At 66.3% G+C, this 12,631-nt stretch carries 9 protein-coding genes; 5 read left to right on the top strand and 4 right to left on the bottom strand.

Annotation, left to right across the window (positions count from 1 at the left end; all coding sequences use genetic code 11):
- Nucleotides 1–36: 36 nt before the first annotated feature.
- The 3 genes from acnD to prpB form a co-directional block, all read right to left on the bottom strand.
- Entirely contained in the window at nt 37–2,631 is a 2,595-nt protein-coding gene (acnD, locus tag BBA01S_RS28790) for a Fe/S-dependent 2-methylisocitrate dehydratase AcnD (protein ID WP_027819477.1), read from the bottom strand.
- Nucleotides 2,632–2,728: 97 nt separating this feature from the next.
- A complete protein-coding gene (gene prpC, locus BBA01S_RS28785; protein ID WP_027819476.1) occupies nt 2,729–3,895 on the bottom strand; it encodes a bifunctional 2-methylcitrate synthase/citrate synthase in 1,167 nt (388 codons plus the stop codon).
- A 46-nt stretch (nt 3,896–3,941) separates the two neighbouring features.
- The gene (gene prpB, locus BBA01S_RS28780; protein ID WP_027819475.1) at nt 3,942–4,832 is read right to left on the bottom strand and encodes a methylisocitrate lyase; all 891 of its coding nucleotides are present in this window, start codon (nt 4,830–4,832) and stop codon (nt 3,942–3,944) included.
- Nucleotides 4,833–4,987: 155 nt separating this feature from the next.
- On the opposite strand from prpB, the gene prpR reads away from it, so the two are divergent.
- Nucleotides 4,988–7,066 (top strand): propionate catabolism operon regulatory protein PrpR, encoded by a 2,079-nt coding sequence (prpR, locus tag BBA01S_RS28775; RefSeq protein WP_084162602.1) that lies wholly within the window; start codon nt 4,988–4,990, stop codon nt 7,064–7,066.
- Nucleotides 7,067–7,103: 37 nt separating this feature from the next.
- On the opposite strand, the gene BBA01S_RS28770 is transcribed toward prpR, so the two are convergent.
- Entirely contained in the window at nt 7,104–7,496 is a 393-nt protein-coding gene (locus BBA01S_RS28770; RefSeq protein ID WP_027819473.1) for a hypothetical protein, read from the bottom strand.
- 374 nt (nt 7,497–7,870) lie between these two features.
- Between BBA01S_RS28770 and BBA01S_RS28760 the strand changes: the two genes are divergently transcribed.
- From BBA01S_RS28760 to BBA01S_RS28745, 4 genes are read left to right on the top strand one after another with little or no spacing between them, the layout of a single operon-like run.
- Nucleotides 7,871–8,326 carry a (2Fe-2S)-binding protein gene (locus tag BBA01S_RS28760; protein WP_027819472.1) on the top strand — a complete coding sequence of 152 codons (456 nt, stop codon included), beginning with the start codon at nt 7,871–7,873 and terminating at the stop codon, nt 8,324–8,326.
- A gap of 3 nt (nt 8,327–8,329) precedes the next feature.
- Nucleotides 8,330–10,573, top strand: a complete 2,244-nt coding sequence (locus tag BBA01S_RS28755) for a xanthine dehydrogenase family protein molybdopterin-binding subunit (RefSeq protein ID WP_027819471.1) — start codon at nt 8,330–8,332, stop codon at nt 10,571–10,573.
- Nucleotides 10,574–10,584: 11 nt separating this feature from the next.
- Complete coding sequence (locus BBA01S_RS28750) at nt 10,585–11,937, top strand: c-type cytochrome (RefSeq protein ID WP_084162601.1); 1,353 nt, start codon at nt 10,585–10,587, stop codon at nt 11,935–11,937.
- Nucleotides 11,934–12,608, top strand: coding sequence for a DNA-3-methyladenine glycosylase (locus BBA01S_RS28745; protein ID WP_084162600.1), 675 nt, complete (start codon nt 11,934–11,936; stop codon nt 12,606–12,608). Before BBA01S_RS28750 ends, BBA01S_RS28745 begins: the two co-directional genes overlap by 4 nt.
- Nucleotides 12,609–12,631 lie beyond the last annotated feature (23 nt).

The raw sequence follows: 12,631 nt of genomic DNA, 5'->3' as shown, positions 1-12,631 counted from the left end.
TTTCCCCTCTCCCCAGGGAGAGGGGCTATTCCGTGGTCAGGCGGCCTGTGATGACTCCAGGAAGTCCTGCGCAAATCGTTGCAGCACGCCGCCCGCTTCGTAGATCGACACTTCCTCAGCCGTGTCCAGTCTGCATGTCACCGGCACTTCCACCCGCTCGCCGTTCTTGCGTTCGATCACGAGCGTCAGATCTGCACGCGGTTTGCGCTCTCCAGTCACGTCGAACGTTTCCGTGCCGTCAATCCCCAGCGTCGTGCGGTTCGTGCCCGCCTTGAACTCCAGCGGCAATACGCCCATGCCGATCAAGTTCGTACGGTGGATCCGCTCGAATCCTTCCGCCACGATCGCCTCCACACCCGCCAGCCGCACACCCTTGGCCGCCCAGTCACGCGACGATCCCTGGCCATAGTCCGCGCCCGCAACGATGATCAGCGGCTGCTTGCGCTCCATGTAGGTTTCAATCGCTTCCCACATGCGCGTAACCTTGCCTTCCGGCTCCACGCGCGCCAGCGATCCCTTCTTCACCACGCCGTCCACCACCGCCATCTCGTTGATGAGCGTCGGGTTCGCGAAGGTCGCGCGCTGCGCCGTCAAGTGGTCGCCGCGGTGCGTCGCGTACGAGTTGAAGTCCTCTTCGGGCAAGCCCATTTTCGCGAGGTATTCACCCGCCGCGCTGTCCGCCAGGATCGCATTCGACGGCGAAAGGTGATCCGTCGTGATGTTGTCGCCCAGCACCGCCAACGGTCGCAGTCCACGCAATGTGCGCTCGCCCGCAAGCGCGCCTTCCCAGTACGGCGGGCGACGAATATACGTGCTCTGCGCGCGCCAGTCGTAAAGCGGTTCCGTCGTCTCGCCGCTTTGCGCCGTCACCGCGAACATCGGTTCGTACACCTTGCGGAACTGCTCGGGCTTCACGCTCTGCGCCACGATCGCGTCGATCTCCTCGTCGCTCGGCCAGAGATCCTTCAGGTAAACCGGCTCGCCGTTCTGATCCTTGCCCAGCGCATCCTTTTCGATGTCGAAGCGGATCGTGCCCGCAATCGCATACGCCACGACCAGCGGCGGCGAGGCCAGGAACGCCTGCTTCGCATACGGATGAATGCGGCCGTCGAAGTTGCGGTTGCCCGAGAGCACCGCCGTCGCATACAGGTCGCGATCGACGATCTCCTGCTGGATCTTCGGGTCGAGCGCGCCCGACATGCCGTTACACGTCGTACACGCAAACGCGACAATGCCAAAGCCCAGCTTTTCCAGGTCCGGCAGCAGCTTCGATTCTTCCAGGTACAGTTCGACCGCCTTCGATCCCGGCGCCAGCGAACTCTTCACCCACGGTTTGCGCGTCAGGCCGCGCGCGTTCGCGTTGCGCGCGAGCAGCGCGGCGGCAATCACGTTGCGCGGGTTGCTGGTATTCGTGCAGCTCGTGATCGCGGCGATGATGACCGCGCCGTCCGGCATCTGGCCCGGCGTCTCTTCCCACTTGCCCGCAATGCCGCGCTCGGCCAGTGCCGAGGTCGGCAGGCGCTTGTGCGGGTTCGACGGGCCAGCCATATTGCGCACGACGCTCGACAGGTCGAACGTCAGCGTGCGCTCGTACTGCGCGTGCGCAAGCGCATCGGCCCACAAACCAGCGGTCTTCGCGTAGGTCTCGACCAGCTTGACCTGTTCTTCCTCGCGGCCCGTGAGGCGCAGGTAGTCGAGCGTCTGGTTGTCGATGAAGAACATCGCCGCCGTGGCGCCGTACTCGGGCGCCATATTCGAGATCGTGGCACGGTCGCCCAGCGTGAGGCTCGACGCGCCTTCGCCTCGGAACTCCAGGTACGCACCCACGACCTTTTCCTTGCGCAGGAATTCGGTGAGCGCGAGCACGACGTCGGTCGCCGTGATGCCCGGCTGGCGCTTGCCTGTCAGCTCCACGCCGACGATATCCGGCAGGCGCATCCACGAGGCGCGGCCCAGCATCACGTTTTCGGCTTCCAGGCCGCCCACGCCAATGGCGATGACGCCCAGCGCATCCACGTGCGGCGTGTGGCTGTCGGTGCCGACGCAGGTGTCCGGATAGGCAACGCCGTCCGTCACGCCGATCACCGGCGACATTTTCTCCAGATTGATCTGGTGCATGATGCCGTTGCCGGGCGGAATCACGTCGACGTTCTTGAACGCTTTCTTCGTCCAGTTGATGAAGTCGAAGCGGTCGATGTTGCGCCGGTCTTCAATCGCGCGGTTCTTCTCGAACGCCTGCGGGTCGAAGCCGCCGCATTCCACGGCGAGCGAGTGGTCGACGATCAGTTGAACCGGTACGACCGGGTTGACCTTGGCGGGGTCGCCGCCCTGATCGGCGATGGCGTCGCGCAGGCCCGCCAGGTCGACGAGCGCGGTCTGGCCCAGGATGTCATGGCAGACGACGCGCGCCGGAAACCACGGGAAATCGAGGTCGCGCTTGCGCTCGATGAGCTGTTCGAGCGACGCGGCGAGGGTAGCCGGCTCGCAGCGGCGCACGAGGTTTTCGGCGAGCACGCGCGAGGTGTAGGGCAACGTGTCCCAGGCGCCGGGCTGGATCGCTTCGACGGCTTCGCGCGCGTCGAAGTAATCGAGCCGGGTGCCGGGAAGAGGCTTGCGGTGGGCAGTATTCACGGCTGGGGACCAATATGTAGTAAGCGGGCGGAAACTGGCGCAACGCTACGCGCGCCAGTCTCCGTTTCCCATTAGCCAGATGGCTAGCAATGCAGGATCAACGCTTGTTGATCGGCACGAACTTCAGGTTCTCCGGGCCGGTGTAGTTGGCGCTCGGGCGAATGATCTTGTTGTCGACGCGCTGTTCGATGATGTGCGCGCTCCAGCCTGCGGTGCGCGCGATCACGAAGAGCGGCGTGAACATCGCCGTCGGCACGCCCATCATGTGATACGAAACCGCGCTGAACCAGTCGAGGTTCGGGAACATCTTCTTGATTTCCCACATCGTCGATTCGAGGCGCTCGGCGATATCGAACAGCTTCAGGTTCGACTGTTCTTTCGACAGCTTCTTCGCGACTTCCTTGATGACCTTGTTGCGCGGGTCGGAGATCGTATAGACCGGATGGCCGAAGCCGATCACGACTTCCTTCTTCTCGACGCGCGCGCGGATGTCGGCTTCCGCCTGGTCCGGGTCTTCGTAGCGCGACTGGATTTCGAACGCCACTTCGTTCGCGCCGCCATGCTTCGGGCCGCGCAGCGCGCCAATCGCGCCCGTGATCGCCGAGTAGATGTCCGCGCCCGTGCCCGCGATCACGCGGCCCGTGAAGGTCGACGCGTTGAACTCGTGTTCGGCGTAGAGGTTGAGCGAAACGTGCATTGCATCGACCCACGACTTCGACGGCTCCACGCCATGCAGCAGGTGCAGGAAGTGGCCGCCGATCGAGTCGTCGTCGGTTTCCACTTCGATACGCTTGCCGTTGTGCGAGTAGTGATACCAGTACAGCAGCATCGAGCCGAGCGAAGCCATCAGGCGGTCGGCGATGTCGCGCGCGCCCGGCAGGTTGTGGTCGTCCTTCTCCGGCAGCACGGTGCCGAGCACGGACACGCCCGTGCGCATCACGTCCATCGGGTGCGCCGATGCGGGCACCCATTCGAGCGCCGCCTTCACGTTCGCGGGCAGGCCGCGCAGCGACTTCAGCTTCGTCTTGTAGGCGGCCAGTTCGGCGCTGTTCGGCAGCTTGCCGTGCACCAGCAGATAAGCGACTTCCTCGAACTCGCAGGCCGTCGCGAGGTCAAGAATGTCGTAGCCGCGATAGTGCAGGTCGTTGCCCGTGCGGCCCACGGTGCACAGCGCCGTGTTGCCCGCCGCCACGCCCGACAGCGCGACCGACTTCTTCGGCTTGAAACCGCCTGCGCTTTGCGTGGTGTTGTCCGTTTCGCTCATGGTGTCTTCCTCTCTCGATCTGATAGGCAATTAGTGGGGCGCGCGCTTACTTCTTCGATGCAAACAGCGCGTCGAGCTTGTCTTCGTATTCGTGATAGCCGAGGTATTTGTACAGGTCTTCGCGCGACTGCATCGTCGAAACCGCCGCTTTTTGCGTGCCGTCGCGCTTGACCGTCTCGTAGAAGTTCAGCGCGGCTGCGTTCATGGCGCGGTAGGCGCCGCAGCAGTAGAGCGCGATATCGACGTTGGCGCTCTTGAGTTCGTCGACCGTGAAGAACGGCGTCGAGCCGAATTCGGTCAGGTTCGCGAGGATCGGCACCTTCACGGCGGCCTTGAAGCGGCGATAGTCGTCGAGCGTCTTCATGGCTTCGGGGAAGATCATGTCCGCGCCCGCTTCCACGTAGGCGACGGCGCGCTCGATCGCGGAGTCGATGCCTTCGGCTGCGGCCGCGTCGGTGCGCGCCATGATGACGAAGCCGTCGTCGGTGCGCGCGTCCACGGCGGCCTTCACGCGGTCGACCATCTCGTCGATCGGCACGACTTCCTTGTTCGGGCGATGGCCGCAGCGCTTCTGGCCGACCTGGTCTTCCATGTGCACGGCTGCGACGCCGGCCTTGATGAACGACTTGATCGTGCGCGCGATGTTGAAGGCGCCGCCCCAGCCGGTGTCGATGTCGACCATCAGCGGGATGCTCACGGCGTCGGTGATGCGGCGTGCGTCGATCAGCACGTCGTCCATCGTGCTGATGCCCAGGTCCGGCACGCCCAGCGAGTTGGCGGCCACGCCGCCGCCCGACAGATAGACGGCCTTGAAGCCGGTTTGCTCGGCGAGCTTGGCGGCGTAGGCGGTGATCGCGCCCACGACCTGCAACGGTTGTTCGGCAGCCACGGCCGCGCGGAATTTCGCGCCGGCGCTTGCGGGGATTTTGCTGTTCATGCGTGAAGTCTCCGAAGGAATCGGCGCTGATAGTGCAGATACCGTGCCAGCGCGCAGGCAGTGAGCGTTGCGTTGCCTAAGGCGTTGATTTTGCGCCTGAACTCCGCCGCCGGGGTTCTCGCCCCGATTTCTGCTGTGAAATTGAGATTTCAAATATGAAATCGAAGCGCGATAATGAAACACTGCGTGAAATCCCGCGTGACATTGCCTTGCGAGCCGACGTGAATCCGATCAACCCGCTCAACCCGCACAACCGTTTCCCCGCTGCCTCCGAGCCCTTCCGCCCGCGCGTCTGGGCGATGGGCATCAGCCGCCTGCGCGACCTGTTTCGCGATATCGCGGGCGAGTACGACGAACTCGCCGACCTGCGCGTGGTGCCGCGCGGCTTCGAGGAAGCGGTCGCGGAAATCGCGGCGGCGGGCCCCAACCAGCGCCCCGACGTGGTCGTGGCCGCCGGCTCGAACGGCACCTACCTGAAGGCGCGCATCGACCTGCCCGTGGTGCTGGTGCAGCCCACCGGATTCGACGTGATGCAGGCGCTGGCGCGCGCCCGTCGGGAAGCCGACCTGGTCGCGCTGGTGACCTATGGCGAAACGCCAATGGAAGTGCGCCGCTTTGCGAGCGCCTATGGCATCGACGTGGTGTTCGCTTCCTATCGCACCGTGCAGGACGCGGAAGCCTGCGTGCTCGACCTGCGCGATCGCGGCGTGGGCGCGGTGGTCGGGCCGGGCCATGTGAACGACCTGGCGGCGCGCTTTGGCCTCGTGCCGTTCTTCGTGTATTCGCGCTCGTCCGTGCGGGCGGCTTTCGACAATGCGCTGGAAGTCGTGCAGGCGACGTGGCGCGAAACGCAGCGGCGCCAGCGTCTGGACAGCGTGCTCCAGCACCTGCGCGACGGCGTCGTGGCGCTCGATGCGCGCGGGCGTGTCGAGGCGATCAACCAGCGCCTCGCGGGCGTGCTCGGTATCGATCCTGCGACGGCTGCGGGACAGCCGCTCGCCACGCTTGCACCCGATATCGCTTTCGCGCTGCCCGACGCCGATGGCGAATCGCTCGAAACCATCCGCGGCGTCAGTTATGTCGTGCATCGCGGGCCGCTCGTCGATAACGGCATGACGACGGGCGCCGTGCTCACGTTCCAGGAGTCGCGCGCCGTGGAGCGCCTCGACCGCACCTTGCGCTCGCGCCAGCGCACGCAGCAGTTCGTGGCGCGCTACCGGATCGGCGACCTGAGCGGCGCGACGGCGGGCATCGCGCGCGTGCGGCAACTGGCGCAGCGCTACGCGAAATCCGATGCGACCGTGCTGATACGCGGCGAAAGCGGCACCGGCAAGGAAATGGTCGCGCAGGGCATTCATCGCGAGAGCCCGCGGCGCGACTTTCCGTTTGTCGCGATCAATTGCGGCGCGTTTCCAGAGGCGTTGCTGGAGAGCGAACTGTTCGGCTACGAGGAGGGCGCGTTTACGGGCGCGCGGCGCGGCGGCAAGGTTGGCCTGATCGAGGCCGCGCATCGCGGCACGCTATTTCTCGATGAAATCGGCGAAATGCCGTTGCCGCTGCAAAGCCGCTTGCTGCGCGTCTTGCAGGAGCGCGAGGTGGTGCGGCTGGGCGCGACGGAGCCCACGCGCGTCGATGTGCGCGTGGTCGCCGCGACGCACCGCGCGCTGACCGAACAGATCGAAAGCGGGGCCTTTCGCGCCGACCTGTTCTATCGCCTGAACATTCTCAACCTGGTGATCCCGCCGCTGCGCGAACGCGGCGACGATATCGTGCCGCTCGCGGCGGAACTGCTGCTGCAATCGGCGCGGCGCGAGCCGCGCGTGGCGCTGCGTATCCGCACCCAGGACGACGCGCTGCGCGCGCTTGGCGCCATCGGCCACGCGCTCGAACGTCACCCGTGGCCGGGCAACGTGCGCGAATTGCAGAACGTGGTCGAACGCATGGTGGTGGAACTCGCCGATTCGGACGTCGATGTGCTCACGCCCGACGTGCTGCGCGCGATTGCGCCGGAGGTGTTCGAGACCGCGCGGGGCGAGTCCCATGCGCCAGCGGCTCGCGTGATCGAACCGCTGACCTTGCGCGAACGCAGCCTGAACGTGGAAGCCGATGAAATCCGGGCGGCGCTCGATGCCTGCGGCGGCGACCGCGATCGCGTGTGCGCGATTCTCGGCATCAGCAAGACGACTTTGTGGCGGCGCCTGAGCGCCGCGAAGAAAGCCGCGCGCGACCTGTGAGTCATGACGCGCGGCCTTCAAGGCCTGGGCCGGAGCCTCAGTTCTTCAGCCCATTGAGCAACTGCGCGACCACGCCGTGCAGTTGCAGCACTTCCGGGCTCTTCTGCAGGAGCGCCTGATAGCGCTCGAAGAATTCCGCCGATTCCTCGCCGGAAAAGAGCCCCGTCACGCCTTCGGCCGCGCCGATGCGGTCTTCGGGCTGGGCGTCCTTTGCATCCAGCGTTTCGTCGACGTTGGCGATCACCGTCGAGAGCGGCATCAGCCAGCGAAATCCCGTGCCGTTGATGAGCACCTGCAGAAAGGCCGCGGGCGTGGTGGGCCCGAACTCGCGCTCGTATTCGGCGCGCTCGTGGTCGAGCATCGCCTTGTGTAGATTGAGCAGCGGCTTGCGGACTTCGGAGAGAAATTGAATCGCGCGGGCTTCGTCCATCGTGGCGGCTCCTTGGAGTACATCGGGGTGCATGAAGGTGCGTATATGCGCTCGATAGGGCGCGGCTTCAAGGGATGGTAGCGCAACGTCAAATCGCATGTCGTCATGGCGCGGACGGTGCGTTCCAGGCCGCTTCCAGGCCGCTTCCAGGCCGCTTCCAGACGCACCCCGAACGCACGGCCAGGCGCGCTTAACAGCGCGCAAATAATGTCGGCGCTACACTCGCGCAGTCCTTGCAAGGCCGCATTCGCGTGCCGTATGCGCAAACGCCCCACGATTTGCGCACGCTGCTGGAACAACGCGCACGCATGGCCTTCGATTGATCGAATGCAGTCAACAATCATCGAATCATCCCCACACCGGAGAGCCGCCTCATGACGACGCTAACCATCAATGGCGAGACCCACACCATCGACGCGCCCCCCGACATGCCTTTGCTCTGGGTGCTGCGCGACATCATCGGGCTGACGGGCACCAAGTTCGGCTGCGGCATTGCGCAATGCGGCGCCTGCACCGTGCATCTGGACGGCGAGGCCACGCGCTCCTGCGTGCTGCCGGTCGCGGCGCTCGAAGGCCGCAAGATCACGACCATCGAGGCCGTGGGCGCGACGCCCGCCGGGCAGAAAGTGCAGAAGGCGTGGCGCGAGATCGACGTGGTGCAGTGCGGCTACTGCCAGTCGGGCCAGGTGATGGCGGCGGCGGCGCTGATCGCGCAGAACCCGAACCCCACCGACGCGGATATCGACGCCGCCATGACCGGCAACATCTGCCGCTGCGGCACCTATAGCCGCATCCGCGCGGCTATCAAGCAAGCCGCGAAGGAGGCCTGAGCGATGTCACAAGGTCTTCTCGATGCGCAGAACGGTGCAACACGCGCGGCGTCCGTTGCGGGGATGTCGCGGCGCGGCTTCCTGAAGCTGGGCGCGGCGGCGGGCGGCGGCCTGCTGCTCGGTTTCAGTTTCGATGCGGGTGCGCAGGGCGACAGCGCGGCGCGTAAATCGGTTGTGGGCGGCGACGGCAACGAAGCGCCGCAGGACGGCGTGTTCGAGCCGAACGCCTTCGTGCAGATCGACCGCACCGGCAAGGTCACGCTCATCATCCCCAAGGTGGAGATGGGGCAGGGCGTGTACACATCGATTCCGATGCTGATAGCGGAAGAGCTCGAAGTGCCGCTCGACAGCGTGACGCTGGATCACGCGCCGCCCGATGCGAAGCTTTTCTCCGACCCGCTGCTCGGCGGCCAGTTGACGGGCGGCTCGACTTCGATCCGCTATGCATGGGAGCCGATGCGCCGCGCGGGCGCGACGGCGCGCGTGGTGCTCATCGCGGCGGCGGCGCAGCAATGGCAGGTCGATCCCGCCGCGTGTCACGCGAAGAACGGCGAAGTGCTGCACGACGCGAGCGGGCGGCGCGCGTCCTATGGCCAGCTGGTCGACGCGGCGGCCAAACTGCCCGCGCCGCAAAACGTGACGCTCAAGAATCCGAAGGATTTCACCATCATCGGCAAGCCGACGCGGCGGCTCGATTCGCCGGAAAAAGTCGATGGCTCGGCGCTGTTCGGGCTCGACGTGCGCCTGCCCGGCATGGTCTACGCGGCCATCGTCAACTGTCCGGTGTTCGGCGGCACGCTCGCGCGCGTGGACGACACCCACGCGAAGCAGGTGCCCGGCGTCACGCAGGTCGTCAGGATCGACAACGGCGTGGCCGTGATCGGCGCGCACACGTGGGCCGCGAAGCGCGGCGCGGCGGCGCTCGTGATCGAGTGGAACGAAGGCGCGGCGGCAAACCTGTCGATGAAGCAGATCGTCGGCGACCTCGCCAATGCGGCGCAGCAGCAGCCCGGCGCGGTCGCGCGCAAGGACGGCGACGTGCAGCAGGCGTTCGGCGGCGCGAAAACGCGCGTCGATGCGGTCTACCAGCAGCCCTTCCTTGCGCACGCGACGATGGAGCCGATCAACTGCACCGTGCACGTGCGCGCCGACGCCTGCGAGATCTGGGTCGGCACCCAGGTGCCCACGCGCGCCGTCGATGCAGGCGTGGCCGTCACCGGCCTCAAGCCCGAACAGATCGTGCTGCACAACCACTTGCTGGGCGGCGGCTTCGGGCGGCGCCTGGAGGTCGATGCGATCACGCAGGCGCTCAAGGTCGGCAAGCAGGTGAGCACGCCGGTCAAGGTGTTCTGGACGCGCGAAGAAGACATCCAGCACGACATGTACCGGCCGTTCTACTACGACAGGATTTCGGCCGGACTGGACGCCAACGGCAAGCCGGTGGCGTGGCAGCACCGCATCGTCGGCTCGTCCGTGATCGCGCGCTTCGCTCCGCCCGCGTTCAAGAACGGCATCGACCCGGACGCCGTCGAAGTGGCCGCCGATCTGCCCTACGACCTGCCCAACCAGCTGGTCGAATACGTGCGCCAGGAGCCGCATACGGTGCCCACGGCGTTCTGGCGCGGCGTCGGGCCGACGCGCGGCACCTTCGTGGTGGAGAGCTTCATCGACGAATGCGCCGTGGCCGCGAAGACCGATCCGGTGCAGTACCGGCGCAACCTGCTCGGCAAGTCGCCGCGCGCGCTGGGCGTGCTCGACGTCGCCACGCGCGCCGCCAACTGGGGGCCGCCCATGCCGAAGGGGCAGGGGCGCGGCGTGTCCGTGATGCACGCGTTCGGCAGCTTCTTCGCGATGGTCGCCGACGTGAGCGTGACCGACGGCGAAGTGCGCGTGAACCGCGTGGTCGCGGCCGTCGATTGCGGCATGGTCGTGAACCCGACCACCATCGAGGCGCAGGTGCAGGGTGGCATTGTGTTCGGCATTTCGGCGGCGCTCTATAGCGAGATCACGATTGAGCGCGGGCGCGTGCAGCAGCGCAATTTCACCGACTACCGCATCTTGCGCATCGACGAAGCGCCGGTGATCGAAGTACACATCGTGCCGAGCGCCGAAGCGCCAGGCGGGATCGGCGAGCCGGGCACGGCGGCGCTTGCGCCCGCGGTGACCAATGCGATCTACGCGGCCACGGGCCAGCGTCTGCGGCACCTGCCCGTGGGCCGCCAGCTCATGAACACGAAATCGGCTTAAGGAGGACGACGATGAAGCCATTCAACGCATCCTCCATCGCGCGAGGATTTGCTACTAACTGCCTGGCCGCCGCGACGACCGCAATCGTGGTGGCCTTTGCGCCCGCCTATGCGTTCGCGGCGGATGCGACCGCCAGCGCGCCAGCCAGCGCCGATGCCGCCACGATCCAGCGCGGCGCGTACCTGGCGCAGGCGGGCGACTGCGCGGCCTGCCACACCGCGCCCCACGGCAAGCCGTTCGCGGGCGGCCTGTCGATGGCCACGCCGATGGGTCACATCTACACGACCAACATCACGCCCGATCCGGACACGGGCATTGGCGGTTATACGCTCGACGATTTCGCGCGCGCGCTGCGCGAGGGCGTGGCGAAGGACGGCCACAACCTTTACCCGGCCATGCCGTACCCGTCCTACGCGAAAGTGCGCGACGACGACGTGGCCGCGCTCTACGCGTACTTCATGCATGGCGTGCAGTCGGTCAAGGAGCCCAATCGCGAGAGCGACATCAAGTGGCCGATGAACATGCGCTGGCCGCTCAAGCTGTGGAACCTCGTGTTCCTCAAGAAGGGCGTCTATCAGGACAAGCCGGGCAAGGATGCGGCCTGGAATCGCGGCGCGTATCTCGTGCAGGGGCTGGGGCACTGCGGCTCGTGCCATACGCCGCGCGGCATCGGCTTCAACGAGCAGGCGCTCGATGAAAGCGGCACCGAGTACCTGAGCGGCGCGCTGCTCGACAACTGGTTCGCCTCGAACCTGACCGGCGAGCACAACACCGGCCTGGGACGCTGGAGCCAGGCCGACCTCGCGCAGTTCCTCAAGACCGGGGCGAACCAGCACGCGTCGGCGTTCGGCGCGATGACGAGCGTGATCAACAACAGCACCCAGGCGATGAGCGACGCCGATGTCAGCGCGATAGCGGGCTATCTCAAGTCGCTGCCGCCGGCGGGCGGCGATGGCGGGCCGGCCTATGCCTACGATGCACAGGCAACGAAGGTATCGCTCGCGCGGCCCGCGAACGATGCGGGGGCGCGCGTCTACACGGCGTTTTGCATGCACTGTCACGGCGTCGACGGACGCGGCCTGGCGCCGATGTTCGCGCCGCTCGCGGGCAATCCGAACGTGCTGGAAAAGGAGCCCGCGTCGCTCATCAACGTGACGCTCAACGGCACCGGCGACCTCGTGATCCAGGGCATGCCCGCGCCGTACCCCATGCCGCCGTATCGGGATCAGCTCAACGACCAGCAGATCGCCGATGTGCTGAGCTTCATTCGCGGCGGCTGGAACAACAAGGCGGGCGCGGTCGGCGCGGGCGATGTTGCGAAGTTGCGCGCAGCGACGCAACCCGAGTCGCAGGCGGCGCAATGAAGCGGGCGGCGGGCGCTGTCGCGGTTCAGGCGTCCGCCGCGCATTCGTCATCGTCGCCATTGCCGATCGTGCCGCTGTGCCGTGCCGATCTGCCCGTGGAGACCGTCGCACTCGCGCGCTTCATGGTCGGCAAGTATCTCGTCCACGATCTGCCCGAGGGACGGCTGGTGGGCCGTCTCGTCGAGATCGAGGGGTATCCGCCCGGCGACTCCACCGGGCACGCCTTCATCGGGCCGCGCGGGTGGAATGCGTCGCTGTTTCTCTCGCGTGGGCATGCGTACGTGCGGCTCACCTACGGCGTGTCGTACATGCTCAATATGTCGAGCGAAGCGGAAGGCGTGGGCGCGGGCGTGCTGTTTCGTGCCGTCGAGCCGCTCGAAGGCCTGGACGCGATGGCGTCGCGCAGGCCGGGCGCGCCGCTGCGCGACCTGACGCGCGGGCCGGGCAAGCTCACGCAGGCGTTTGGGGTTGGCGCGCGATTCGATGGCGTGGATCTTTGCGCGGGAGAGGAACTGTGGATCGGTCGCCTGGACGCCGCCGCGCCGCCGCAACAGGGAGTGGGCGTCACCACGCGGATTGGTTTGTCGCGGGAGCAAGACCGACCACTGCGCTTCTACGAGATTGGCAATCCTTACGTCAGCGGCCCGCGCAAGCTGCTTTCAATCGCCTGAAAAACGGGTTGGATCGGATTTTT

The sequence above is a fragment of the Paraburkholderia bannensis NBRC 103871 genome, from assembly GCF_000685015.1.
GTDB lineage: Bacteria > Pseudomonadota > Gammaproteobacteria > Burkholderiales > Burkholderiaceae > Paraburkholderia > Paraburkholderia bannensis.
The sequence above is the reverse complement of the archived record's forward strand: the minus strand, read 5'-3'. Positions and strand labels throughout refer to the sequence as shown.

Bases quoted from the DNA above. Each gene is read 5' to 3' on its own strand.
- prpC (WP_027819476.1), bottom strand. From the start codon at position 3,895: ATGAGCGAAACGGACAACACCACGCAAAGCGCAGGCGGTTTCAAGCCG.
- prpB (WP_027819475.1), bottom strand. From the start codon at position 4,832: ATGAACAGCAAAATCCCCGCAAGCGCCGGCGCGAAATTCCGCGCGGCC.
- prpR (WP_084162602.1), top strand. From the start codon at position 4,988: ATGAAATCGAAGCGCGATAATGAAACACTGCGTGAAATCCCGCGTGAC.
- BBA01S_RS28770 (WP_027819473.1), bottom strand. From the start codon at position 7,496: ATGGACGAAGCCCGCGCGATTCAATTTCTCTCCGAAGTCCGCAAGCCG.
- BBA01S_RS28760 (WP_027819472.1), top strand. From the start codon at position 7,871: ATGACGACGCTAACCATCAATGGCGAGACCCACACCATCGACGCGCCC.
- BBA01S_RS28755 (WP_027819471.1), top strand. From the start codon at position 8,330: ATGTCACAAGGTCTTCTCGATGCGCAGAACGGTGCAACACGCGCGGCG.
- BBA01S_RS28750 (WP_084162601.1), top strand. From the start codon at position 10,585: ATGAAGCCATTCAACGCATCCTCCATCGCGCGAGGATTTGCTACTAAC.
- BBA01S_RS28745 (WP_084162600.1), top strand. From the start codon at position 11,934: ATGAAGCGGGCGGCGGGCGCTGTCGCGGTTCAGGCGTCCGCCGCGCAT.